The 23,955-nt window shown below is 66.9% G+C and carries 29 protein-coding genes; 14 read left to right on the top strand and 15 right to left on the bottom strand.

The genetic code is table 11. The features are described from left to right. Positions 1 to 303: 303 nt before the first annotated feature. Complete coding sequence (groL, locus tag A3Q7_RS0116180; RefSeq protein ID WP_026224934.1) at positions 304 to 1,950, bottom strand: chaperonin GroEL; 1,647 nt, start codon at positions 1,948 to 1,950, stop codon at positions 304 to 306. Positions 1,951 to 1,997: 47 nt separating this feature from the next. Then, complete coding sequence (gene groES / locus A3Q7_RS0116175) at positions 1,998 to 2,288, bottom strand: co-chaperone GroES (protein WP_018412952.1); 291 nt, start codon at positions 2,286 to 2,288, stop codon at positions 1,998 to 2,000. A gap of 230 nt (positions 2,289 to 2,518) precedes the next feature. Between groES and tal the strand changes: the two genes are divergently transcribed. Then, positions 2,519 to 3,460 (top strand): transaldolase, encoded by a 942-nt coding sequence (gene tal / locus A3Q7_RS0116170; RefSeq protein WP_018412951.1) that lies wholly within the window; start codon positions 2,519 to 2,521, stop codon positions 3,458 to 3,460. Further along, on the top strand, positions 3,457 to 3,666 hold the full coding sequence (locus A3Q7_RS0116165) for a DUF1289 domain-containing protein (RefSeq protein WP_018412950.1): 210 nt from the start codon (positions 3,457 to 3,459) through the stop codon (positions 3,664 to 3,666). The genes tal and A3Q7_RS0116165 overlap by 4 nt, the downstream gene beginning before the upstream one ends. Here A3Q7_RS0116165 and A3Q7_RS19995 read toward each other — a convergent pair whose 3' ends face one another. From A3Q7_RS19995 to rsxA, 10 genes are all read right to left on the bottom strand, one after another. Continuing rightward, complete coding sequence (locus tag A3Q7_RS19995; RefSeq protein WP_040570704.1) at positions 3,667 to 4,599, bottom strand: VTT domain-containing protein; 933 nt, start codon at positions 4,597 to 4,599, stop codon at positions 3,667 to 3,669. A gap of 145 nt (positions 4,600 to 4,744) precedes the next feature. After that, positions 4,745 to 5,554 (bottom strand): ankyrin repeat domain-containing protein, encoded by an 810-nt coding sequence (locus tag A3Q7_RS0116155; RefSeq protein WP_018412948.1) that lies wholly within the window; start codon positions 5,552 to 5,554, stop codon positions 4,745 to 4,747. Further along, positions 5,551 to 7,170, bottom strand: a complete 1,620-nt coding sequence (locus tag A3Q7_RS0116150; protein WP_018412947.1) for a nitroreductase family protein — start codon at positions 7,168 to 7,170, stop codon at positions 5,551 to 5,553. The genes A3Q7_RS0116155 and A3Q7_RS0116150 overlap by 4 nt, the downstream gene beginning before the upstream one ends. After that, a complete protein-coding gene (locus tag A3Q7_RS0116145) occupies positions 7,163 to 7,447 on the bottom strand; it encodes an RnfH family protein (RefSeq protein WP_018412946.1) in 285 nt (94 codons plus the stop codon). The genes A3Q7_RS0116150 and A3Q7_RS0116145 overlap by 8 nt, the downstream gene beginning before the upstream one ends. Before the next feature lie 16 nt (positions 7,448 to 7,463). After that, positions 7,464 to 8,147 carry an electron transport complex subunit E gene (locus A3Q7_RS0116140; RefSeq protein WP_018412945.1) on the bottom strand — a complete coding sequence of 228 codons (684 nt, stop codon included), beginning with the start codon at positions 8,145 to 8,147 and terminating at the stop codon, positions 7,464 to 7,466. Continuing rightward, complete coding sequence (gene rsxG, locus A3Q7_RS0116135) at positions 8,144 to 8,782, bottom strand: electron transport complex subunit RsxG (RefSeq protein WP_018412944.1); 639 nt, start codon at positions 8,780 to 8,782, stop codon at positions 8,144 to 8,146. The genes A3Q7_RS0116140 and rsxG overlap by 4 nt, the downstream gene beginning before the upstream one ends. Further along, positions 8,779 to 9,852, bottom strand: a complete 1,074-nt coding sequence (locus A3Q7_RS0116130) for an RnfABCDGE type electron transport complex subunit D (RefSeq protein ID WP_026224933.1) — start codon at positions 9,850 to 9,852, stop codon at positions 8,779 to 8,781. The genes rsxG and A3Q7_RS0116130 overlap by 4 nt, the downstream gene beginning before the upstream one ends. After that, positions 9,849 to 11,333 (bottom strand): electron transport complex subunit RsxC, encoded by a 1,485-nt coding sequence (rsxC, locus tag A3Q7_RS0116125; protein WP_018412942.1) that lies wholly within the window; start codon positions 11,331 to 11,333, stop codon positions 9,849 to 9,851. Before rsxC ends, A3Q7_RS0116130 begins: the two co-directional genes overlap by 4 nt. A gap of 2 nt (positions 11,334 to 11,335) precedes the next feature. Then, positions 11,336 to 11,863, bottom strand: coding sequence for an RnfABCDGE type electron transport complex subunit B (locus tag A3Q7_RS0116120; protein WP_026224932.1), 528 nt, complete (start codon positions 11,861 to 11,863; stop codon positions 11,336 to 11,338). 52 nt (positions 11,864 to 11,915) lie between these two features. Then, on the bottom strand, positions 11,916 to 12,500 hold the full coding sequence (gene rsxA, locus A3Q7_RS0116115; RefSeq protein ID WP_018412940.1) for an electron transport complex subunit RsxA: 585 nt from the start codon (positions 12,498 to 12,500) through the stop codon (positions 11,916 to 11,918). A gap of 313 nt (positions 12,501 to 12,813) precedes the next feature. On the opposite strand from rsxA, the gene A3Q7_RS0116110 reads away from it, so the two are divergent. From A3Q7_RS0116110 to A3Q7_RS0116050, 12 genes are all read left to right on the top strand, one after another. Continuing rightward, on the top strand, positions 12,814 to 14,022 hold the full coding sequence (locus A3Q7_RS0116110) for an IscS subfamily cysteine desulfurase (protein WP_018412939.1): 1,209 nt from the start codon (positions 12,814 to 12,816) through the stop codon (positions 14,020 to 14,022). Between the two features lie 79 nt (positions 14,023 to 14,101). Continuing rightward, a complete protein-coding gene (gene iscU, locus A3Q7_RS0116105) occupies positions 14,102 to 14,515 on the top strand; it encodes a Fe-S cluster assembly scaffold IscU (protein WP_018412938.1) in 414 nt (137 codons plus the stop codon). A 17-nt stretch (positions 14,516 to 14,532) separates the two neighbouring features. Continuing rightward, positions 14,533 to 14,910: an iron-sulfur cluster insertion protein ErpA gene (erpA, locus tag A3Q7_RS0116100; protein ID WP_018412937.1), complete on the top strand. Its 378-nt coding sequence runs from the start codon at positions 14,533 to 14,535 to the stop codon at positions 14,908 to 14,910. 11 nt (positions 14,911 to 14,921) lie between these two features. After that, the gene (gene iscA, locus A3Q7_RS0116095) at positions 14,922 to 15,245 is read left to right on the top strand and encodes an iron-sulfur cluster assembly protein IscA (protein ID WP_018412936.1); all 324 of its coding nucleotides are present in this window, start codon (positions 14,922 to 14,924) and stop codon (positions 15,243 to 15,245) included. A 34-nt stretch (positions 15,246 to 15,279) separates the two neighbouring features. Then, entirely contained in the window at positions 15,280 to 17,151 is a 1,872-nt protein-coding gene (gene hscA / locus A3Q7_RS0116090) for a Fe-S protein assembly chaperone HscA (RefSeq protein WP_018412935.1), read from the top strand. Next, positions 17,148 to 17,480, top strand: a complete 333-nt coding sequence (gene fdx, locus A3Q7_RS0116085; RefSeq protein ID WP_018412934.1) for an ISC system 2Fe-2S type ferredoxin — start codon at positions 17,148 to 17,150, stop codon at positions 17,478 to 17,480. Before hscA ends, fdx begins: the two co-directional genes overlap by 4 nt. 651 nt (positions 17,481 to 18,131) lie before the next feature. Then, on the top strand, positions 18,132 to 19,268 hold the full coding sequence (nifV, locus tag A3Q7_RS0116075; protein WP_018412932.1) for a homocitrate synthase: 1,137 nt from the start codon (positions 18,132 to 18,134) through the stop codon (positions 19,266 to 19,268). Continuing rightward, positions 19,265 to 20,077 carry a serine O-acetyltransferase gene (gene cysE / locus A3Q7_RS0116070; RefSeq protein ID WP_018412931.1) on the top strand — a complete coding sequence of 271 codons (813 nt, stop codon included), beginning with the start codon at positions 19,265 to 19,267 and terminating at the stop codon, positions 20,075 to 20,077. The genes nifV and cysE overlap by 4 nt, the downstream gene beginning before the upstream one ends. Further along, positions 20,070 to 20,402 (top strand): nitrogenase stabilizing/protective protein NifW, encoded by a 333-nt coding sequence (nifW, locus tag A3Q7_RS0116065; RefSeq protein WP_018412930.1) that lies wholly within the window; start codon positions 20,070 to 20,072, stop codon positions 20,400 to 20,402. Before cysE ends, nifW begins: the two co-directional genes overlap by 8 nt. 12 nt (positions 20,403 to 20,414) lie before the next feature. Continuing rightward, positions 20,415 to 20,864 carry a ferritin family protein gene (locus A3Q7_RS0116060; RefSeq protein ID WP_018412929.1) on the top strand — a complete coding sequence of 150 codons (450 nt, stop codon included), beginning with the start codon at positions 20,415 to 20,417 and terminating at the stop codon, positions 20,862 to 20,864. Between the two features lie 14 nt (positions 20,865 to 20,878). Next, positions 20,879 to 21,202: a (2Fe-2S) ferredoxin domain-containing protein gene (locus tag A3Q7_RS0116055; protein WP_018412928.1), complete on the top strand. Its 324-nt coding sequence runs from the start codon at positions 20,879 to 20,881 to the stop codon at positions 21,200 to 21,202. After that, on the top strand, positions 21,199 to 21,693 hold the full coding sequence (locus A3Q7_RS0116050) for a hypothetical protein (RefSeq protein ID WP_018412927.1): 495 nt from the start codon (positions 21,199 to 21,201) through the stop codon (positions 21,691 to 21,693). Before A3Q7_RS0116055 ends, A3Q7_RS0116050 begins: the two co-directional genes overlap by 4 nt. Positions 21,694 to 21,751: 58 nt before the next feature. On the opposite strand, the gene A3Q7_RS0116045 is transcribed toward A3Q7_RS0116050, so the two are convergent. Genes A3Q7_RS0116045 through modD form a run of 3 tightly spaced genes read right to left on the bottom strand, consistent with a single transcriptional unit; the run spans position 21,752 to position 23,852 of the window. Then, complete coding sequence (locus tag A3Q7_RS0116045; protein WP_018412926.1) at positions 21,752 to 22,381, bottom strand: DUF938 domain-containing protein; 630 nt, start codon at positions 22,379 to 22,381, stop codon at positions 21,752 to 21,754. Further along, positions 22,378 to 22,935: a GNAT family N-acetyltransferase gene (locus A3Q7_RS0116040; RefSeq protein ID WP_018412925.1), complete on the bottom strand. Its 558-nt coding sequence runs from the start codon at positions 22,933 to 22,935 to the stop codon at positions 22,378 to 22,380. The genes A3Q7_RS0116045 and A3Q7_RS0116040 overlap by 4 nt, the downstream gene beginning before the upstream one ends. Continuing rightward, positions 22,932 to 23,852, bottom strand: a complete 921-nt coding sequence (gene modD, locus A3Q7_RS0116035) for a ModD protein (protein ID WP_018412924.1) — start codon at positions 23,850 to 23,852, stop codon at positions 22,932 to 22,934. Before modD ends, A3Q7_RS0116040 begins: the two co-directional genes overlap by 4 nt. Positions 23,853 to 23,955 lie beyond the last annotated feature (103 nt).

Below are 23,955 nucleotides of genomic sequence, written 5' to 3'. Positions count from 1 at the left end.
GACTTTGCCCTGCCTGTGCGAGATCTAGTGTAAGGGAGATGTAAGCGCTCAAGAATAGTCTGCGCAGCGCTGTACTTCTTTTGGTCTTGGGGGTCGTTGCTTCACGGCGCGCCCCGGGGAGCACCTTTCCCCCTGCACGGGGTGCTCCCCGCCGATTTTTCCCGCCCAAGCTTCGCCCATCGCATCGCGCCTTCGCAATGCGCCGCGCCTGCCTGCGCGCAAACGAAAAAAGCCCGCACCGAAGTGCGGGCTTCTTGCGGTCGGCGTGACCGGGCCCGGCCGCATGGAGCGGCCGGTCGGACCTTACATGTCCATGCCCATGCCGCCCATGCCGCCCATGCCGCCCGGCATCCCGCCGGCAGCCGGCTTCTCTTCAGCCAGCTCGGCCACCATGCAGTCGGTGGTGAGCATCAGCGAAGCGACCGACGCGGCGTTCTGCAGCGCGGTACGGGTCACCTTGGTCGGATCCAGAACACCCATCTCGACCATGTCGCCGTACTCGCCGCTGGCGGCGTTGTAGCCGTAGTTGCCCTTGCCTTCCTTCACCTTGGCAACCACCACGCTCGGCTCTTCACCGGCGTTGGCGACGATCTGGCGCAGAGGCTCTTCGACGGCGCGCATGATGAGCTTGATGCCGGCATCCTGATCGGCGTTGTCGCCCTTCAGGTTGCCGAGGTTCTGCAGCGCACGCACCAGGGCGACGCCACCGCCGGCCACGATGCCTTCCTCGACGGCGGCACGGGTCGCGTGCAGCGCATCTTCCACGCGCGCCTTCTTTTCCTTCATTTCGACTTCGGTCGCGGCACCGACCTTGATCAGCGCAACACCGCCAGCCAGCTTGGCCTTGCGTTCCTGCAGCTTTTCACGGTCGTAATCGGAGGTGGCCGATTCGATCTGGGTGTTGATGTTGGCGACGCGGGCCTGGATCGCATCTTCCGAACCGGCGCCATCGATGATGGTGGTTTCTTCCTTGCCCACTTCGATGCGCTTGGCCTGGCCCAGATCCTGCAGCGTGGCCTTTTCCAGCGACAGGCCGACTTCCTCGGCGATCACCGTGCCGCCGGTCAGGATGGCGATGTCTTCCAGCATGGCCTTGCGACGGTCGCCGAAGCCCGGCGCCTTGACGGCCACGGTCTTCAGGATGCCGCGGATGTTGTTCACCACGAGGGTGGCCAGCGCTTCGCCTTCGATGTCCTCGGCGATGATGAGCAGCGGACGACCGGCCTTGGCAACCTGTTCCAGCACCGGCAGCAGATCGCGGATGTTGCTGATCTTCTTGTCGTGCAGCAGCACGAACGGGCTTTCCAGGACGGCGATCTGACGGTCCGGATTGTTGATGAAGTAGGGCGAAAGGTAGCCGCGGTCGAACTGCATGCCTTCCACGACTTCCAGCTCGTCATTAAGCGACTTGCCGTCTTCCACGGTGATCACGCCTTCCTTGCCCACCTTGTCCATCGCTTCGGCGATGCGCTCGCCGACCGAGGTGTCGGAATTGGCCGAGATCGAGCCGACCTGTGCGATTTCCTTGCTGGTCGAGCAGGGCTTGGACACCTTCTTCAGCTCGCCGATGATGCCGGCGACAGCCTTGTCGATGCCGCGCTTCAGATCCATCGGGTTCATGCCGGCGGCCACGTACTTCATGCCTTCACGCACGATGGCCTGGGCCAGCACGGTGGCGGTGGTGGTGCCGTCACCGGCGACGTCCGAGGTCTTGGACGCCACTTCCTTCACCATCTGGGCGCCCATGTTCTCGAACTTGTCCTTCAGTTCGATTTCCTTGGCGACCGACACACCGTCCTTGGTCACGGTCGGGGCGCCGAACGAACGCTCGAGCACCACATTGCGGCCCTTCGGGCCCAGGGTCACCTTGACTGCATTGGCCAGCACATTGACACCGGCGACCATGCGTTCGCGGGCGGAATCACCAAAACGTACCTCTTTTGCGGGCATGTCCTAACTCCTTGAGAATTCAGTTAAACGTTCGGGCGGAAAGGCGATCAGGCCTCGACCACGCCCATGATGTCTTCTTCACGCATCACGAGGTATTCCTCGCCGTCGACCTTCACGGTCTGGCCGGAATACTTGCCGAACAGCACGCGGTCGCCGGCCTTCACGGCCATCGGGCGGACCTTGCCGTCGTCGAGGATCTTGCCGGCGCCAACGGCGATCACTTCGCCCTGATCCGGCTTTTCAGCAGCGGTGTCGGGGATCACGATGCCCGAGGCGGTCTTGCGCTCTTCTTCCAGACGCTTGACCAGCACGCGGTCGTGCAACGGACGGATTTTCATGCAATGACTCCTTGAGAATTGAAGGCGCGAACCCAGTCGCGACGATTGACGATATCCGGGGCGCTGCGCCGGGCGCAGCACCGTGTTAGCACTCACTGCCAACGAGTGCTAATAGTAGTGGCGGCATGTTGTGATTTCAAGAGTGCCGAACGCCTGATTTTTGTCCTCATATGTCCGCCCCGTTCACGGCACACTGCCGCCCTGCGTGATCAACCGCATCCGGAGCTCCCATGAATCACCTCGAATCGCTGAAACAGCATTCCACGGTCGTCGCCGACACCGGCGACATCGAGTCGATCGCCCGACTCAAGCCGCAGGACGCGACCACCAACCCTTCGCTGTTGCTCAAGTCGGCGCAGGACGCGCGCTATCGACCGCTGGTGGATGGCGCGCTGGCACAGGCTCGCGCCGCAGGCGAGGACGCCGCCGGCGCCATCGACCGCCTGTTCGTCGCCTTCGGCTGCGAAATCCTGAAACATGTGCCGGGCCGGGTATCGACCGAGGTCGATCCGCGCCTGAGCTTCGACAGCGAAGCCACCATTGCCCGCGCCCAGCGCCTGATCGCTCTGTACGAAAAGGCGGGCATCGCGCGCGATCGCGTACTGATCAAGATCGCGACCACCTGGGAAGGCGTGCGCGCCGCGGAGCGACTCGAGCGCGAAGGCATCCACTGCAATCTCACGCTGCTGTTCGGCATGGCACAGGCGGTGGCCTGCGCCGACGCCGGTGTGACGCTGATATCGCCCTTCGTCGGCCGCATCTACGACTGGTACTGCGCACAGCAGAAGGTGGCCGACATTCCGCTCGAACAGGATCCGGGCGTCGCGTCGGTCAGCCGCATCTACAGCTACTACAAGCAGTTCGGCTACCGCACCGAGGTAATGGGTGCGAGTTTCCGCAAGGTCGGTCAGGTGGAGGCGCTGGCCGGCTGCGACCTGCTCACCATCGCGCCCGATCTGCTGGACCAGATGGCGGCGCAACCCGGCGCCATCGAACGCCGGCTGGTCGCCGGCCAGGCCGCACCTATGGAACGCATAGCGCTCGACGAGAAGGCCTATCGCTGGCTGCACAACGAGGATGCGATGGCCGTGGAGAAGCTGTCCGACGGCATCCGCCGCTTCGATGTCGATGCGCGCAAGCTGGACCGCTTCGTCGCGGGCCTGTTCGCGTGAGCAGCGCCGACGAGGAAGCGGACACGCCCTGCGTCGCGATCTGCACCACCTTGTTCGACGATGTGTGCCGCGGCTGCGGCCGCACCGTCATGGAGGTGGCCAACTGGGTGTTCATGACGCCGGACGAAAAGCGCGCTGTGTGGGTGCGCATCCGCGCGGAAGGCTATCCCCGGCGCGACATCGCGTCGCCTGCCCGAGCGCGCTGATCAGGCCGCGGTGAAGCTTTCCACCTGGTAACCGGCGGCACGCCAGCCGTCTATGCCACCGCGCAAGGGACGCGCATGTCTCAGGCCTGCGGCATGCAGCTTGAGCGTGGCACGCACCGCCGACACGTCGTTCGGGCAGGCGCAATAGACGATGAGCGCGCCCTCGCGCGGCAGACTGGCGAGCAGCTTGTCCAGCTTCTCCAGTTCGATGTGCACCGCACCCGGAATGCGGACCGGCTGGGCATCGGCGATCAGCCCCGAGCGCACATCGACCACCGTCACCGGCTCACCGCTGCCGAGCAGGGCCAGCAGCTCTTCCGGCGCGACGCGCTCGGACTGCAACTGGCGGATCGCCTTCTGCCGTTCCACCCAGCGCCAGGCTATGTAGAGCGCCAGCAGCAGCGCAAGCAGTGCCGCCGCATAGCCACCCAGCTCGCCCAGCATGGCGAGCGCCGCCTCGATCTGCTGCGCGAACAGCAGGCCCAGCACCAGCGCCGCGCCGGCCCACAGCACCGCACCCAGCGTATTGAACAGCATGAAGGCCGACGGCTTCATGCCCAGCGCGCCAGCCAGTGGCGGCGCGATGGTGGACAGCCCGGGCACGAACTTGGCAATCACCAGGGTGGCGATTCCGTAGCGCGTGAACGTGGACTCGCTCTGTCGCACGCAGGTGTCCGGCGACAGCGATATCCGGCACAGCAAGCGCAGCACGCGATGGCCCTGCAATCGCCCCGCCACATACCAGGCGATGTCGCCGAGCGCCGACGCGAACACCGCGACCAGCAGCGCGAACACGCCGTAGATCGGATCGTCCACCGCCTGCGCGCCCGCCAGCATCACCAGCGGTACGGCCGGTATCGGCAGCCCGAGCTGTTCCGCCAGCACCACGCCGAACACCAGCCACAGGCCGTACTCGGCCAGCAATCCACTCACTGCGCTCTCCCGCGTCACCGGCGCCGCGACAGGAGCGGCGCTACCCTGCGGAGCATATCGGGGCGGGACGAGGAAAATCCAGCGGCACGCGAAGAAAGACCAGGAAGGGTCCTAGCTCCTGCCGGACCACCCACGGAGGCGCGGTTCAGCTCACCGTGTGCCGCAGCAGCCTGAGGCACTCGACGGTCGAGGCGAGATCGGCGGCCAGATAGTCGTCGTCGGTGCGCAGCAGCGGATCGGCGCCAAGGTCCAGCAACAGCGCCAGCATGTCGTGCTTGCCGCTGGACGCGCAGTACATGAGCGCGGTGGCACCCGTATCGTTGCGATTGTCCAGATCGATGCCGGCACCCGCCAGCGCGCGCACGATGGTGCTGCTGCCGCCGACGCAGGCCAGCCACAGCGCATTGTTGCCATCGCTGTTGCGACAGGCGACCGAAGCCCCGGCGGCCAGCAACGCGTCCGCAATGTCCTCGCGCGCGTCCAGTGCGGCACGCATCAGCGGCGTCAGGCCATAGGCCACTGGCTGATCGAGGTCCGCGCCGGAAAATCCATGCTCGACAATGAAGCTGCGCAAGGCGTCCGACGCATCGGCGGGCAGCGCGGGGGGCGTCGCCGCCGGCTGATCGGCGCGCGCCAGAGCACCGGCCAGCGCCGGATAGCCACCGTCGACGCTGTACACCTCCGGATAGCGGAAATCGCTGAAGCGTTCCGCCCACACCTGGCTGGCGTTGCCGTGATAGCAATAGACGATGACCGGCACCGAGCGCGGCACGCTCTGCAAGGCGGTGGAGAACGCCGCATCGGACAGCGGCTGGGCACCATCGACATGAGCGCGTGCATAGCTGGCGGCATCGCGGCTGTCAAAGATGGCCAGGCCCGGCAGATCGCCGGCGCGGTTGCGCTTGATCAGAGCGGCAGCCTGATCGGCAGCGATTCGCTGGAAAGAGGTGCTCATGCGGCCAGGGCCTCCGTGGCGATGCCGGCATAGGCCGGCGTGGTTTCGATGCGCGCGTCATCGATCGCGCGCCCTATCGTGAAGTGGTAGAGCGTGCGCACGCCGTCGTCCTCCAGACCCAGCAGCTCGTGCACCGCATCGTCGAAGAAGCAGCCGATGCCGGTGCCGCGCAGACCCAGTGCTTCCGCCTCGGTGTACAGCATCTGGCCCAGCAAACCGGCCTGGCGATGCAGTGCGCGGTAGGCCGAGGGTGCGCGTTCGATTTCGACCTGGAACTCGGCCAGCATGCCGAGCGAGAAGCAGGACATGGACGCGATGTCCTGATGGCAGTGCAGGCTCCGCGCGAGGCGGGCCAGTGCCGGTGCGCTCATGGTTGCCAGCAGGCGCAGGTCGCACTGCAGGCCCTCGACGCGCGGCAGAGCATGATGCATCGCGAGTGCCGGCCCCGCGCCTGCATCCAGCGGCCCCCGCGGCAGGAAGTACACGCCGGACTCGACGCCGGCCACGCGATGGATGAACAGCACCAGATCGATGCGACTGCTGTCGGGCAGCGCATCCCAGGGCGCCGCGCGACAGGGCTGCATACGCTGCATCATCCCGTCGAATTCCTCGCGCGCCATGACGTGGCGACCGTCGAAACGCTGCGCGCTGCGGCGCCCGAGCAGCACATGGCCGACCGAGCGGCCGCACGGCGCATCGACTTCCCTCGGCGGCACGGGCAGTTCGGCGGGAGGCAAGGCCTCGCGTGTCGCCTCGGCAATCTCGCCGATGACCGGCCAGCGATACATCGGATGCGGATCTATCGTGCTGGCCGTGCCGTACCAGCGCTGGACGGTGCGTACCGGCAAGGGCCCGGCGGGCTGTCCCGCGCCGACGCCGAGCAGAAGTTCCGCCTCTTCGATCTCGGTCGCCTGATCGCGTCGTGCCGGAAAGTCGGGCAGGCGATCCAGACCGAGCGCGGACGCAAGCAGGTCCGCCCGCACCGGCTGCGCGCTCAACGACCAGCCGAGCACCGCGGCGGCATTGCGCAGCGCTGCCACGGCATGACCGGTATCGAGCTGGCAGTAGCGGAAGGCGCGTTCGCCGTACTTCCAGGCCTCCCGCCACATGACGGAACTGAGCGCCACATGCAGCCCGGGGGCGCAACCCGGCTCGAACGATGCACGCAGTTCCAGCTCGTGGGTTTCCGGCAGGTAGTGCCACAGGCCGTCATCCAGGCCGGGCATGCCGACGGCAAACACCCAGCCCTCGACCGGATGCAGATTGCCGCTGGATGGATTGGCGCGTACCGCCCAGCGGTCGGGCCCGGTGGACTTCCAGGCGGTCAGGCCCAGAGCCAGATGCAGCAGGGTGCCCAATGCCCCCAGCGTGGCCGGCAGCGCCGGCAGCCCGGTGTCGAGCATGCGCCAGTCCAGCCTCAGCCGTGCGGCGACGTCGCTGTCATCGTCGGTCGCCAGCGGCAGGTGCACGCGCGGCGCGCCGACGTAGTGCCGGAACGGCGCGGGCTGGGCATCCCAGTCCAGCGTTTCCGGTCCGGCGGCATAGGTGGCGTAGCGGTGGGTGGTCCGGCGGTGATAGTCGCGCACGGTCTGCAGCGCGCTCTCGTGTTCAGTCATCGTCATCGTCGTCGTCGGCGCCATTCTTGCGCGGGACCTTGGCGGGGTCGCAGATGATGGGGCGATAGATTTCCACGCGGTCGCCCGGCCGCAGCGGTGCATCCTTCTTCACCGCCTTGCCGAATACGCCGATCTTCTGGGTGTCCAGATCGATCTCCGGACAGCGTTCGAGTATTCCTGACGCCGCTATCCCTTCCGCAACCGTACAGCCGTCGGGCACCTCGACCTGCAGCCACACCTTGTCGCTGACCCCGGCATAGGCAATATCCACCCTCATCGCACGCTCCCGCCCCTCAGTGCGCCGCAGCCGCTACGGCGACATCTGCGGTGCGCTTGTCGATCTGCTTCTGGAGCCAGCGCCGGCCGGCTATGAGCAGGCCCAGCACCAGAAATCCCCCGGGCGGCAGGATCATGTACAGGGCGCCGGTGTCGGCCGGCAGCACCTTTGTCTCGAGAAAGGCGAAGTGCTGGCCGAGCAGCAGATGCGCGTTCGCGAACAGCGTGCCGGCCCCGGTGATTTCGCGCACCGCACCCATGGCAACCAGCGCCACGGTGAAGCCCACGCCGGTCACCAGACCGTCCAATGCGGCGAGCGACACCGGGTGCCTGGACGCAAAGGCCTCGGCCCGTCCGAGCACGGCACAGTTCACGACGATGAGCGCGATGAAGATGCCGAGCACCTTGTACAGGTCGTGGAACCAGGCATTCATGCTGATATCGACCAGCGTGACCAGACCGGCGATGAGCACGATGAAAACCGGAATGCGCACCGCGTCGACCACCCATGCGCGCAGCGCGGAAATGAGCACGTTGGACAGCACCAGCACCGCGGTGGTGGCCAGTCCCATGCCCAGGCCATTGGTCGCGCTGCTGGTGACCGCCATGGTCGGGCACAGTCCCAGCATCTGGCCCAGCACGACATTGTTGTCCCACAGGCCGTCGCGCGTGATGTGCCTGAGTGAAGGTGAGTCGCTCATGAACGCTTCTCCTGTTGCCCGCCTGTCTGTCCGAGCAGCTCGTCGCGATGCGCGACAAAGAATTCCAGCCCCTGGCGCACGATACCCACCACGGCCCGCGGCGTGATGGTCGCGCCCGCGAACTGGTCGAAATCGCCGCCATCCTTCTTCACCGACCAGTGCGCCGGTGTCGGCTGCTGCAGCGACTTGCCATCGAAAGCGCGTATCCAGTCGTTGCGTGCCACTTCGATCCTGTCGCCCAGACCCGGCGTCTCGTTATGACGCGTGACACGCACGCCGACGATGCGGCCATCGGTGTCCACCGCCATCAGCAACACGATGCGGCCGCCATAGCCGTGACCGCTCATTTCGTACAGCACCGCGCGCAACACACCCTGCTTGCTCGCCCGGTGCACCACGAGCGGCTGCCCGTCGGGTCCTGCGAGCGTCAGCGTATCGGCGAGCAGATTGTTGTCGGCATATCCAGCGGGCAGTATCTGTTCGAGCTGCTGGCGGCTGTCGTCGGCCACCGCCTGCGCGATCCGGTCCGCGGTTCCCGCCTGGCCCAGCGCCAGTATCGCGGTGGTCGCCAGCATCACGACGCCCAGCGACAGCCCGGGATACCAGTGGGCCGATGTCAGTCTGTCCGCACTCATCGGATGAACTCCTGGCGACGGCGGGCCGGCAGCGAACGCCCGGTCAGACTGCGGCCGAAGATGCGCGGTCGGGCCCACAGATCGAGCAGGGGCGTGGTGGCGTTCATCAGCAGCACCGCAAAGCCGACGCCTTCGGGATAGCCTCCCCAGCTCCGGATGAGCCAGGTGAGCAGGCCGGCGCCGATGGCGAATATCCATTGCCCCGCCGGCGAACTGGGCGACGTCACATAGTCGGTGGCGATGAAGAAGGCGCCCAGCAAGGCCCCCCCGGACAGCAGATGCGCAAGCGGCGGCAGGAAATGATCGGGAGCGCTGGCATGCGCGATCGCTGCCGGTACGCACAGCCCGGCGATGAATCCCAGCGGAATGCGCAGGCCGATGATGCGCTTGGCCACCAGGAACAGCCCGCCCGCCACGACCAGCAGCGATGCCGTTTCCCCCAGGCTGCCGGCGCGCGATCCATCCAGTCCCTGGCCCGGTGTGAATGCGGACATCGCTTCGAGCAAGGGCACGCCACGGCCGAGATCCGTCTTCACATGTCCGAGCAGGGATGCGCTGGTATAGGCATCCGGAATGCCCCCGCCCAGCCCCACCTGCACGGCGAGCGACAGGTCGGTGCCCTGGGCCAGCATCTGCGGATTCACCCACTGCGTCATCAGTACCGGAAACGACACCAGCAGCACGGTGCGGCCCACCATGGCGGGATTGAACACATTGCATCCAAGGCCGCCGAACACCTGCTTGCCGATCACGATGGCGATGGCCGCACCGAGCACGCCCAGCCACCAGGGCGCCCACGGCGGCAGCGACAGCGCGAGCAGCCACCCGGTCAGGGCGGCGGAGCCGTCAAGCAGCACCGGCATGGCGCGCCGGCCGCCGATCTGCAGGCAGATGGCCTCGAACGTCACGCAGGACAGTATCGTCACCAGCCACAGGCAGAACGCCGGCCAGCCGAACTGCCAGAATCCGGCCACGGTCGCCGGCGCAAGCGCCAGCATGACCATCCCCATGATCTGGCGCGTGGTCCGCGTGGTGACCGCATGGGGCGAAGCATAGACAGGCGCATTCATGCCGCGGTCTCCTTTTTCGCCGCCGCCGCGCGCTCGGCCTTGCGCCGGGCTTGCGCCTCGGCCTTCTCCCGCGCTTCGCGCTCCAGCCGTCCGCTGCGCGCCTCGGTCAGTTCGCGCACGCGATCCAGGCGCTTGCCCTCGCGCTCGAGCGCGACCAGCTCGCCACGCGCGTGCATGAAGTACTGCACCAGCGGTATGCGCGAAGGACAGACGTAGCCGCAGGCGCCGCAGGTGAGACAGTCGCGCAGCCCGATGTCCTCCGCCTGTCCGAGTTCGCCGGCATGGATGCGGTTCGCCATTTCGAGCGGCAGCAGCCCGACCGGACAGGCGCTGACACAGCTTCCACAACGTATGCACGCGCTCGGTTCGCGTTCGCCCACTTCGGCATGGGTCAGCGCCAGCACGCCACTGGCGCCCTTGCCGATCGGAATGTCCAGATCGCCGACCGCCACGCCCATCATCGGTCCGCCGACCACCATGCGTGCCGGCTGCCGGCTCAGGCCGCCCGCGCGATCGATGAGCCACTGCAAGGGCGTACCGACACGCGCCCTCAGATTGCGCGGCGACGCGATGGCGCCGCCGGCAACCGTGACGACGCGTTCAATCAACGGCTCCCCGTAACGCAGCGCACGCCATACCGCCGCGGCCGTGCCGACGTTATGCACCACCACACCGACGTCGGCCGCCCGGCCGCCTGCGGGCGGCTCGACACCGAGCAGGGTGTAGATGAGCTGGCGCTCCGCACCCATGGGGTAGCGGCTGGGAATCTTCACCACCGACACTTCCGGGAAGGGGTGGGCAGCCACCTTCATCGCGTCGATGGCTTCCGGCTTGTTGTCCTCTATGCCCACGAGCACGCGCTTCGCACCGGTGGCCCGCATGATGAGCCGGGACCCTTCGATGATGTCGGCGGCGTTCTCGCGCATGACGCGATCGTCACAGGACAGATAGGGTTCGCACTCGCTGCCGTTCAGGATGACGGTATCGATCGCGCTGCGCTGGCCCAGCGCGAGCTTCACCGCCGCCGGAAACGCCGCCCCGCCCATGCCGACCACGCCCGCTTCGGCCACCCGGCGCGAAATCTCCGCCGGTTCCAGCCGGATCGGATAGGGGTCGCCGTGCAGTTCCACCCACCGGTCCTCGCCATCCGGCCGCAGCGAAATGGCCAGGCCGGGCAGACCGGAAGGATGCGGCATCGGCGCCTCGCCGATGGCGATCACCGTACCCGAGGTCGATGCATGCACCGCGGCGGAAATCGCGCCTGCCGGATCGGCAACCCTCTGGCCCTTGAGCACGTGTTCGCCCACCTTGACGACAGGACGGGCCGGCGCGCCGGCCTGTTGCGCCAGCGGCAGCACGATGAGCGGCGGCAGGCCGGCATCGACGATGCCCAGATCGGCGGCCGGAAACTTGTGCGCGTCCGGATGTATGCCCCAGCGGGTAAGCAGGTGGCGGATGGGCGGTATGACGAAATGAGCCATGATCAGGCTGCCAGTGCGGGTTTGGGCATGACCCAGGTGCTCGCGGTGGCCGGCAGCGACTGCAGCGAAATGGCGCCGGTGGGGCATTTCTCCACGCACTGGTTGCAGCCGGTGCACGCCTCGGCGAACACATAGTGAAGTTGCTTCATCGCGCCGATGATGGCGTCCGAGGGGCACTGCCGGTAGCACTTGGTGCAGCCTATGCACAGCGCATCCTCGACCACCGCCACCAGTGGGCCCTCATCCACGCCGTCGTCCTCGAGCGTCAGTCCGAGGTGGGTGGCGATGGCCAGCGCCACCACCTTGCCGCCCGGGGGACAGCAGGTCGGCGACGCGTCACCGGCGACAATGGCCTCGGCCGCGCCGGCGCAGCCTGGAAAGCCGCACTGGCCGCAATTGGCGGCCGGCAGCATGGCCTCGACTTCCTTCACCCGGCTGTCGCCCTCGACCGCGAAGCGCCGCGCCGCGGTACCGAGTATCCAGCCCAGCCCGGACCCGATCGCAGTCAGGCTGACCACCGCTGTAATCATCTGCTCCATCATCCGCTCCTCAGAACCGCTTCTTCGAACACGCCATTCCGCATCAATGCGCCGGCACCAGACCGGTGAAACCCATGAAGGCCAGTGCCAGCAGACTTGCCGTGATGAAAGCCAGGGGCGGCCCACGGAAGGCTTCCGGCACGCCGGCACGCTCCAGCCTCTCGCGCAATCCGGCAAACAGGGTCATCACCAGCGTGAATCCGACGCCCGATCCGAACCCGCCGAGCACGCTCATTCCCAGTCCGCTGCCGCTCTGCGCATTGAGCAGCGGCACCCCGAGCACGGCGCAATTGGTGGTGATCAAGGGAAGGTAGATGCCGAGCACGCGATGCAGATCGGGCATCGTCTTGTGCATCACCATCTCGACAAACTGCACAACCGCTGCAATCACGACGATGTAGGCCAGGATGCGCAGATAGGTCAGGTCGAACGGCAGCAGCAGCGCATGCTCGAGCGCCCATGCGGCAAGCGCCGACAGCGTCATGACGAAGGTCGTGGCCATGCCCATGCCGAGCGCGCTGTCGAGCTTGCGCGACACGCCCATGAACGGACACAGCCCGAGAAAGCGGACCAGCACCACGTTATTGACCAGGACCAGCCCGATCAGGGTCATCAGCACTTCTTGCATCGCAACCTCCTTCGAGGATGAGCAATGCATGCGCTGTGCCATGTCCCGCCGCCCCGGAATCGCACCGGCCCGGGCGCTGATGTCTACGCACGCATCCGCCCCCGTGCGCACGTGTACGCGCACGCGCGGGCGTTGGCCCGACGCGCGCTGTGCGCAGCGCTTAGTAGGCAACGCGACAAATTCGACAAGCGCTGTCGCACCAATCCGCACCACGCCCCGGCCGGATTCGCAAGTAGTTGATCCAGATCAATTTTCAAAACCGGCCCGCAAATTGCTGTGAGCTGTCCAGACCTTCCCTTTCGGAGATGCCGACATGAATCGCCCGATCTATCTGGACTACGCCGCCACCACTCCGGTCGACCCGCGCGTCGTGAGCAAGATGCTGCCCTGGCTGTTCGACAACTTCGGCAATCCGGCCAGCCGCTCCCACGCCTACGGCTGGGCCGCAGAAGAAGTGGTCGAGCTGGCGCGCGAACAGGTGGCCGCACTGGTCGGCGCAGATCCGCGCGAAATCGTCTGGACCTCCGGTGCGACCGAATCGAACAATCTGGCGATCAAGGGCACCATGCAGTTCCACGGCGGCCGCGGCAAGCATGTCGTCACCGTCAGGACCGAACACAAGTCGGTGCTGGACACGGTGCGCGAACTGGAGCGCAGCGGCTGCGAAGTGACGCTGCTGGACGTGAAGGAGAACGGCCTGCTCGACATCGATGCCTTCCGCGACGCGCTGCGCCCGGACACCGTCCTGGCTTCCGTCATGTTCGTGAACAACGAAACCGGCGTCATCCAGGACATCGGCGCGCTGGGCGCCATCTGTCGCGACAAGGGCGTGCTGTTCCATGTCGATGCCGCACAGGCCTCGGGCAAGGTGGCTTTCGACCTGGACAGCCTGCCGGTGGACCTGATGTCGCTGTCGGCACACAAGACCTACGGCCCGAAGGGCATCGGCGCGCTGTACGTCTGCCGCAAGCCGCGCGTGCGCATCGACGCCATCATCCATGGCGGCGGTCATGAGCGCGGCATGCGTTCCGGCACCCTGCCCACCCACCAGATCGTCGGCATGGGCGAGGCCTACTGGCTGGCGCGCGAGAACATGGGCGCCGAGAACGAACGCATCCGCATGCTGCGCGACCGCCTGCTCGACGGCCTGATGTCGCTCGACCAGGTATTCGTCAATGGCGATATGGAACGTCGCGTGCCGCACAACCTGAACCTCAGCTTCAACTTCGTCGAGGGCGAATCGCTGCTGATGGGCATGAAGGACATTGCCGTGTCATCCGGCTCGGCGTGCACCTCGGCCAGTCTGGAGCCGTCCTACGTGCTGCGCGCCATGGGCCGCAGCGACGAACTGGCGCACAGCTCCATCCGCTTCTCGATCGGCCGCTTCACGACCGCGCAGGAAATCGATGCGGTCATCGCGTCGGTGTCGTCCGCCGTGCGCAAGCTGCGCGAACTGTCGCCGCTGTGGGACATGCACAGCGCCGGCATCGACCTGTCCACCGTGCAGTGGGCGTCGCACTGAGCTGCAGACGCTCGCGAACGTCACGCCCGCGCCACCACACTTTGCTTCCCCGACCAACAGAAAGACTGGGAGAACCACCATGGCATACAGCGACAAGGTACTGGATCACTACGACAACCCCCGCAACGTCGGCTCCTATGGTGCCGAGGAAGACGGCGTCGGCACCGGCATGGTCGGTGCCCCGGCCTGTGGCGACGTGATGCGCCTGCAGATCAAGGTCGGCGCCGACGGCATCATCGAGGACGCCAAGTTCAAGACCTATGGTTGCGGCTCGGCCATCGCCTCCAGCTCGCTGGTCACCGAGTGGGTCAAGGGCAAGACGCTGGACGAAGCGCTCGCCATCAAGAACACCGAAATCGCCGAGGAACTGGCGCTGCCGCCGGTCAAGATCCACTGCTCCATCCTGGCCGAAGACGCCATCAAGGCCGCGGTGGCCGACTACCGCTCCAAGCAGGGTCTGGACACCCCGACCGAAACCGCCGAAGCCGCCTGAAAGGACACATCATGAGCATGCAAGTGGATGAATCGACCCTGGCGGCCGTGGCCGCGCCCGTGATGCCCGCCCCGCTGCGCTTCTGCGAAGCGGCGGCCGGCAAGGTGGCCGAACTGATCGCCGAAGAGGGCAACCCCGCGCTGAAGCTGCGCGTCTATGTGACCGGCGGTGGCTGCTCCGGCTTCCAGTACGGCTTCGCCTTCGAGGAGAAGGTGAACGAGGACGACACCCAGGTCATGACCAGCGGCGTCACGCTGCTGGTCGATCCGATGAGCCTGGGCTATCTGATGGGTGCCGAGATCGACTTCGAGGACGGACTGGAAGGTTCGCGCTTCGTCATCCGCAATCCGAATGCCACCTCGTCCTGTGGCTGCGGCAGCTCGTTCTCGATGTAAGGGGGCCCGCCATGACCATCACGCTGAGTGAAGCCGCTGCACGCCACGTGCAGAAAAGTCTGGGCAAGCGCGGTCAGGGCGTCGGCCTGCGGCTGGCGGTGAAGACCAGCGGCTGTTCCGGTCTCGCCTATTCGCTGGAATTCGCCGACGCCGCGCAACCCGAGGACATCCTGTTCGACAGCCACGGCGTGACCGTGCTGGTCGATCCGAAGAGCCTGCCCTTCCTCGATGGCACCGAGCTGGATTTCGTGCGCGAGGGCCTGAACGAAGGCTTCAAGTTCAACAATCCCAACGTCAAGTCCGCCTGCGGTTGCGGCGAGAGCTTCGGCGTCTGATCCACCCGCTGCATCGACGGAAGAGCCCGCGCCCATGGCCCTGCTGCAGATCGCCGAACCCGGCATGAGTGCCGCGCCCCACCAGCACAGGCTGGCGGTCGGCATAGACCTCGGAACGACCAATTCCCTCGTGGCCACGATAGCCAGTGGCCAGAGCCGCGTATTGCCGGACGACCAGGGCCGCATGCTGCTGCCCTCGGTGGTGCGCTACACCGGCGGGGAGGTGGTCGTGGGCCACGAGGCGCAGGCGGCGCAGACCGAGGATCCGCGCAACACCATCGTGTCGGTGAAGCGCTTCATGGGGCGTCGACTGTCCGACATCGACACGACACAGACGCCTTACGTACTGCTGGACACGCCGGGCATGGTGAGTGTGGACACCTGTGTCGGCGTGCGCTCGCCGGTCGAGGTATCGGCCGACATCCTGCGCACGCTGCGCTCGCGCGCCGAAGCGTCCCTCGGTGGCGAACTGGTCGGTGCCGTCATCACGGTGCCGGCCTACTTCGACGATGCGCAGCGCCAGGCCACCAAGGATGCAGCAAAGCTCGCGGGGCTCAACGTGCTCCGCCTGCTCAACGAACCGACCGCCGCGGCCATCGCCTACGGGCTGGACCGCGCGGCCCACGGCACTTTCGCGATCTATGACCTGGGTGGCGGCACCTTCGACATTTCCATCCTCAAGCTCTCGCGAGGAATGTTCGAAGTGCTGGCCACGGCGGGCGATGCCGCACTGGGCGGCGACGATTTCGATCACCGTATCGCCGACTGGCTGCGGCAGCACTGGGCACTCGCAGCGTCTTCCCCCGGCGAGACGCGCATGATGCTGGCGCGGGCGCGTAGCGCCAAGGAAGCGCTGTCGAGTGCACCCACGACGACCATCACGATGACGCTGGACGACGGCCGCTCACTGACGGCTGAACTGACACGCGAGTTCTTCGAACAACTGACCGCCGACCTGGTTTCACGCAGCATGGCGCCGGTACGGCGCGCACTGCGCGACGCGGGCGTGGCCGCCGACGAGATCGACGGCGTCGTGATGGTGGGCGGTTCGACCCGCATGCCGCACGTGCGGGCCGCCGTCGGCCGGCTATTCGGACAGGAGCCGCTGACCGATCTCGACCCGGATCAGGTGGTGGCACTCGGCGCCGCGATACAGGCCGACGTACTGGCCGGCAACAAGCCGGCCGGCAGCGAAGGCTGGCTGCTGCTGGATGTCTGTCCGCTGTCGCTCGGGCTGGAGACCATGGGCGGCCTCGTGGAAAAGGTGATTCCGCGCAACAGCACCATCCCCACCGCCCGCGCCCAGGAATTCACCACCTACAAGGACGGCCAGTCGGCGATGGCCATCCACGTGGTACAGGGCGAGCGCGAACTGGTGAGCGAATGCCGCTCTCTGGCGCGCTTCGAACTGCGCGGCATCCCGCCCATGGTGGCCGGCGCCGCACGCATCCGCGTCACCTTCCAGATCGATGCCGACGGCCTGCTGTCGGTCAGCGCACGCGAACAGATCAGCGGCGTGGAAGCCCATATCGAGGTCAAGCCGTCGTACGGGCTGACCGATACGCAGATCGCCGACATGCTGACCGACGCCTATGGCAAGGCCGACAGCGACATGGCGGTGCGCATGCTGCGCGAGGCCCAGGTCGATGCACGACGCCTGGTCGACGCGACGACCGCCGCGCTGGAAGAGGACGGACACGCCCTGCTCACGCAGGAGGAATTCAGCGGCGTGCAGGCGGCCGTGCATGCACTGGCGGAAGCGCTGCAGACCGAACAGGATGTGCAGAAGATCAAGCTGCTCACCGAAGCGCTCAACGCCGCCACCGCCAACTTCGCCGCGTTGCGCATGGACGCGGGCATCAAGCGCGCGCTGGCCGGTACCCGCCTGACGGAGCTGCAGCCATGAGCCTGCTCACGGTTCTGCCGCATCCCCAGCTCTGTCCGGAAGGCGCCCGCTTCGACGTGAAGCCGGGCACGTCCATCTGCGACGCACTGCTCGGCCAGCACATCGAGATCGAACACGCATGCGAGAAGGTGGCAGCGTGTTCGACCTGCCACGTCTATGTACGCGCCGGCATGTCCTCGCTGAACGAAGCGAACGACGAAGAAGAGGACCAGCTCGACGACGCCTGGGGCGTGCAGCCCAGCTCCCGCCTCGCCTGCTGTGCGCGCATCGGCGATGCCGACGTCACGATAGAACTGCCCCTGCACACCCGCAACCTCGCGCGGGAATAGCGCCAACCACGGCGCCAACCACGGAGCCCGCGTGCCCCATCGCGGCCAGAGGCCGCTCCCACGACAGCTCGCCCGAACCCCCATCGGAGCCGGTGTTTAGTGGGAGCGGGCTTGCCCGCGATGCAGCTTCGAACGAAGCCCGCGGCCCGCATGCGCCGCGTCGCGACCTTCGGGTCGTTCTTACAACAGCCCGCCCTGACCGCGAACGGAGCCGAGGTTCTGTAGGAGCGAGCCCCGCTCGCGACCGCGGCCCCGAACGAAGCCCGCGGCCTGCATGCGCAACGTCGCGACCTGGGGGTCGCTCCTACAACAGCGCGCCCTGACCGCGAACGGAGCCGAGGTTCTGTAGGAGCGAGCCCCGCTCGCGACAACACCCTCGAACGAAGCCACCGGCCCGCATGCGCCGCGTCGCGACCTTGGGGGCGCGCCTACAACCGTGCGCGCTGAGCGCGCACCGGGCGGGATGTGCGTGGGTGCTTCGATCACCTGTTGCAAACAAAACATTCGCGACAGCCGTCCGGGATCAGAACGGACAGCGGGTGTCGCCCCGACCGGCACGCGGTTGCAAAGCTGATCCACATCAAACACTTGCGCACTTTCCTGCGCGTGGCACAGCGCTTGCTGAACCACAGGCAAGGGAGGTCTGAACAGATGACTGGCGCATTCATCATCAACGACACCACATTGCGCGACGGCGAACAGACGGCCGGCGTGGCATTCACCGCCGACGAGAAGTTCGCGATCGCCCGGGCGCTCGACGCCGCCGGTGTGCCGGAGATGGAAATCGGCATTCCGGTCATGGGCGGCGCGGAGATCGAGGTGATCCAGGACATCGCCCGCCTCGGCCTGAATGCACGCCTGATGGTGTGGGCGCGCATGACGGCCAGCGATCTGCGCGCGGCGCTGGCCTGTCCGGTGGACATCGTGCACATGTCGCTGCCGGTGTCCGACCTGCAGATCGACAGCAAGCTGCGTCGCAGCCGCGACTGGGTGCTGGCGCAGATCCGCCCGCATGTCGAGCAGGCGCTGGACGCCGGCGTCGATGTGAGCATCGGCATGGAGGATGCGTCACGCGCCGACATCGATTTCGTGTGCCGGATCGCCGAGGAAGCGCAGGAAGCGGGGGCGCGCCGCGTGCGCTTCGCCGACACGCTGGGCATCCTTGACCCGTTCGGCACCTGGGCGCTGCTGTCGCAACTGCGTCGCGCGGTCGACATCGAGATCGAAATGCATGCGCACAACGACCTCGGGCTGGCCACCGCCAACACACTGGCGGCTTTCCGGGCCGGCGCGACGCACGCCAACACCACGGTGAACGGACTGGGCGAACGCGCCGGCAATGCGCCGCTGGAAGAGGTGGTGATGGCACTTCGCCACATCCACGGTCATGACACCGGCGTGGCACCCGCCGCCCTGCCCTCCATCTCGGCGCTGGTCGAGCGGGCGTCCGGGCGGCCGATCGCCGCCAACAAGAGCATCGTGGGTGCCGCCGTGTTCACGCATGAATCCGGCATTCATGTCGATGGCCTGATCAAGGATCCGCGCAATTACGAGGGTTTCGATCCGGCGGAACTGGGCCGTTCGCACCGCCTCGTGCTGGGCAAGCACTCCGGTTCGCAGGCAGTGCGCGCCGCCTGTGCGCTGATCGGGCTGCATCCCTCGGATGCCGAGGTGGCAGTAATGATTGAGCGCATACGCGCTTACGCGACGGAAACCAAGAGCGGGCCGGACGCGACGCAGTTGAGGGATTTCTATCTCGAAGCCAGCGAAAGCGAGGCGGTATCGTGAGTGCGGAGCAAGTGACGGTGGATGGAATCGAGGTGGCGCCGCGCGCGCCGGGCCTGCTGGCCATGCTGCGGGAAGACGTGGCCTGTGTGTTCGAGCGCGATCCGGCGGCGCGCAACCGGCTGGAACTGCTCACCATCTATCCGGGCATACAGGCGCTGGTGATGCACCGCTTCGCGCACGTGCTGTGGCGGCGCGGCCTGCGTTACCTGCCGCGGCTCATTTCCTTCGTGAGCCGCCTGTTCACCAATATCGACATCCACCCGGGTGCGCGCATCGGCCGCCGCTTCTTCATCGATCACGGCGCCTGTGTCGTGATCGGCGAAACCGCGGAGATCGGCAATGACGTGACGCTCTACCACGGCGTGACCCTGGGCGGCACGACCTGGTCGGCAGGCAAGCGACACCCCACGCTCGGTGACGGCGTGGTGGTCGGTGCGGGCGCAAAGATCCTGGGCCCCATCACGGTCGGCGACCGTGCCCGCGTGGCGGCCAATTCCGTGGTGATCGAGGACGTCACGCCGGGCATGACCGTGGTCGGCATTCCCGGGCGCATGGTGCTGCCCAAGAGCCAGCGCCGCATCGCCGGTGGCATCGATCTGGACCATCACCAGATGCCCGATCCGGTCGGCAAGGCCATCGCCTGTCTGCTCGAACGCATCGCCGACCTGGAACACGACGTGGCGCGTCTTGCCGGCGCCCAGAGCACCGTGCAGGGCGCCTGCCGCGACTGTGACGACACCTGTTCCCAACCCGCTTTCGACGGCAGCGTGCATGCCGCCGCTCAACAAGGAGTGATACGACATGGATGACCTGACCAAACGCCTGGCCCAGCTTTCGTCGGCCGAGGACTTCCTGCAGTTCTTCGCGCTGCCGTATGACCAGGCGGTGGTGAATGTGAACCGCCTGCACATCCTCAAGCGCTTCTACCAGTACCTGCGCAACGAGAAGGGACTGGCCGAGGGCGACGAAGGTACGGTCTATGCGCGTTACCGCGGCCTGTTGTCGCGCGCCTACGAGGATTTCGTGACCTCCACGCCGGCGCAGGAGAAGGTGTTCAAGGTATTCCAGGAACAGGATGGCCAGCAGCGCGTATCGCTCGACAGCCTGCGCGCCACCCTTCCCTCGGTGGCGTGAAGGAGATGCGCCATGCACGACAGCGATCAATTCCTGGCCAGCGTCGGCGCACTTGAAAGCGAAGCCGCGCGGCACTACGAGAAAGCCGCCCGGCAAGCCCTGGCGGCCGGCGATGCGGAACTGGAAGCCTTCTTCCTGAATCTGGCCGAGCTGGCCCGCATGGAGGCGCACGATGCGCTGCATGGCAAGCCTCTGCCGGCAGCGGTGGCATTGCCGCGCATCCGGCCGATAGAGATAGAGAAGCCGCGCACCGCGGTGAAGGTGATCAGCGACGAAGTGCTCGACCTGCACCTGGCACTCGAGCGCGCACTGGACCTGAAGCGTCGCAGCCACAGCTACTACGCAACCATGGCCGTACTCGCCCCCGACCCCGGCCTGCGCAAGATGGCGCGTGCGTTCGAGCACGACGACGCGGCGCATCTGGCCGAGATCGAAAAGTGGATCGCCCGCCTTACCGCCTGAAACCGGAGAATCAAATGGCCAAGCCCAAGAAGCATGTATTCGTCTGTTCACAGCAGCGCTCGCCCGGACATCCGCGCGGCTCCTGTGCCCACAAGGGGGGTGCGGAGGTGCTGCAGACCTTCTGGGCGGAACTGCAGAAGCGCAACTGCTACGAACAGGTGGCGGTCACCTACTCCGGCTGTCTCGGCCCCTGTGATCTCGGCATCAATGTGGTCGTGTATCCGGATGCGGTGATGTACTCCGCCGTGACCAAGGACGACGTCGCCGAAATCTTCGACCAGCACCTGCTCGGCGGCACGCCGGTCGAACGCCTGCTCACCCCGGAGCCGGTCTGGTGAATCTGTTCACGGGAGAAGCGTCGGACGAGTACTTCGGCGGCGAAGTGCCGCAGACCGTCCGGCGCCTGTTCGACGAAGCGGCGGGCGCACCGCCCCAGCGCATCGAAGCCCTGCTGTGGACGGCGCACGCGAGCGCGCCGGAATGCCTGCCGGTGTACTACCTGCTGTACAAGTTCCACGCCGGCCGCCGCCAGTTCGATCTGGCCGAGCGCGCGGCCAGCAAGGGCATCGCGGTGGCCGCGCGCCAGGCCGGGCTGGCCGCCGACTGGCGCGAGGTACAGCCCGGTGCGGCCGACTTCGCGGTGAATGGCCCGGCGCGCTTCTGGCTGTTCAGCCTGAAGGCGCTCGCCTTCATCTGCCTGCGTTCCGGCCGCAGCGACGAGGCGCGGGCCCTGGTCGCCCATATCGGCAGGCTGGACCCGACACACGGCCTGGGCGACGAGGTGATCGCCTCGCTGCTGGCCGGCAGCGGCGGTTCGTCGGCCCGCTGATCCGCCCGTCCGGCGCTGCATGACAGATGAACCGTCATGCGCGCGGCGAGCCGAACCATCAGCGGTCGAATACCAGGCAACGATTGTTGGCAGGCATTTCGATGTCGTGCGACAGCGCGAAGCCCTGCCGGCGCGCCAGCGACTCCACCGCCTCGAAGTCGCGTATGCCCTGGAGCGGATCGCGTGCCTTCAGCCAGCGGTCGAAGTCGGCGTTGCTGTCGCTGGTGAAACCGCCGCGGTAATTGAACGGGCCGTAGACGAGCAGCGTGGCCGACGGGCCGAGCACACCTGCGGCCCCGGCGAACAGTTGTTCCACCTGCTGCCAGGCCATGATGTGCAGGGTGTTCGCGGTGAACAGGGCATCGAAGCGCACATCCGGCCATTCGCCCGCGACATCGAGCGCGAGCGGTGGCGGCAGGTTGTCCAGCGCCGCTTCATCCAGCCACAGGCGCATGCCCGGAAGCATGTCGGCGCGATCGCTGCACTGCCAGACCAGGTGAGGCAGGGCCCGCGCGAAATGCACCGCGTGCTGACCGGTGCCGCTGCCGATCTCGAGCACCCGGCTGCGATGCATGAAGGCGGTGCGCAGCACCTGCAGGATGACGTCGCGGTTGCGATCGCAGGACGGGGCATAAGGCTTTTCCGGCATGCCGGACTGTTGCGCGGCGGTATCGTCCGGCATCGTCATTCTTCTCGTCTCACCTTTGCATGCATCAAGGCATCACGCGGTTGCGGCGACAGATTGGGGTGCAGGATGTAGCGGCCCAGCCGCGCCTCCAGCTTCATGCCCGCCTGCTGCAGCAGCCGGGAAGAGCGGTCGTTCTCGGCGTCGCACACCGCCTCGACGCGATAGACCGACGGGTGCGTGAATGCGACAGCGACCAGGGTGGCCACGGCATCGGTCGCCAGACCGCGCCCCCAGAACCGTCTCGCCAGCGCAAATCCGATCTGTCGTGTCGGTCCCTGGCCGATCACCTGGAACATGCCGCACACGCGGCGTTCCGGCAGGTCGAGCACCCAGGTCCGCGCCACGTCGCGCTGCCAGCGCGCCAGTTCGTAACTCACCAGATTGCGCGTCTGGTCCAGTGTCTCATGCGTCCGCCAGCCGAGATAGCGCGTGACCTCGCGGTCACCGGTGATGCCTTCGAACAGCGCTTGCGCATCGCCCGGCTGCAGCCGGCGCAACAGGCCGCACGCGGTGTGCAGTTCATCGGGCCAGGCGCCTGCGGCGGGGGCATTCATGGCGCACCCTCCCCGGCCGCGCTCACCGTCACCTTCACGTCCGCCCGCGGCGCCATGTAGGGCCATGAGGTCACCAGCATGTCCGCGCCGGCGCGCGCGTAGTCCAGCGCGGTGGCCGGTGTCACGCCGCCCGCCACCGCGAGCGCCGGAGCCGGCCGCCGGCCGTCCTGGTCGAGCCGCTGCCTGAGCGCCGCGAGCTGTTCGGGCGCGAAGCGTTCCAGTTGCAGCACCTCGGCCCCTCCGGCGGCAGCCAGCATGGCCTGGTCGATGTCGGTCACCTCGACCACGCGCTTCCTTTCCGGCTGGCTGCGTCCCATGCCGGTCAGAGCCTCGGGCCACAGGCCGGGGGCGAGCAACGCCCGATGTTCGGGAAACACCAGCAGCGTCTCCGACAGTCCGCAGCGATGCATCACGCCGCCGCCCGCCTGCACCGCGCGCACCGCCAGCGCGCGCGTGCCCGGGATGTTCTTGCGCGTGCAGGCGACCGGAACGTGATGCCCGGCTTCGGCCAGCATGCGCACCAGCAGGGCGGTCGCGGTGGCGATGCCCGACGCGACTTCAACCAGGGTCTGCGCCACCTTCCACGCGAGCAGAAGGGCGGGCGCATCGCCCTGCGCATGCAGCAGCGCCTGTCCGGGCAGCACGCGCTCGCCGCTCACCGCCGCGAGCGATGCCTGTCCGCCGCACAGTTCGACCAGCCGGACGGCTTCCTCGACACAGGCCACGGTACAGCTTTCCCGCGCGAAGAAGTCCATCCTGGCCGAACGGCCGCGCAGCGGCAGGCTGTCGGTGGTCAGATCACCATAAGGCGCATCCTCGTGCAGCCAGCTCCACAACAGGGTATCGGGCAGGCAACGCGAGGACGCGTACGGCCGTGCCGCCGACGTATCGAAAACCGGATCAGAAGACATATGCATGGCCGCCCGTCGTTTGTTCCGGCATGCCGGATGGCACGGCGCACTCCAGTACGATCGGCCATGTCGTCGGCGGAGCTCCGGTCATCCCGGCCCGCGAATCCAT

Source organism: Methyloversatilis thermotolerans, from assembly GCF_000372885.1.
In the GTDB taxonomy this organism is placed as follows: Bacteria; Pseudomonadota; Gammaproteobacteria; order Burkholderiales; family Rhodocyclaceae; genus Methyloversatilis; species Methyloversatilis thermotolerans.
Note: the sequence above shows the minus strand (reverse complement) of the source record. Positions and strands in the feature narration are given on the sequence as shown.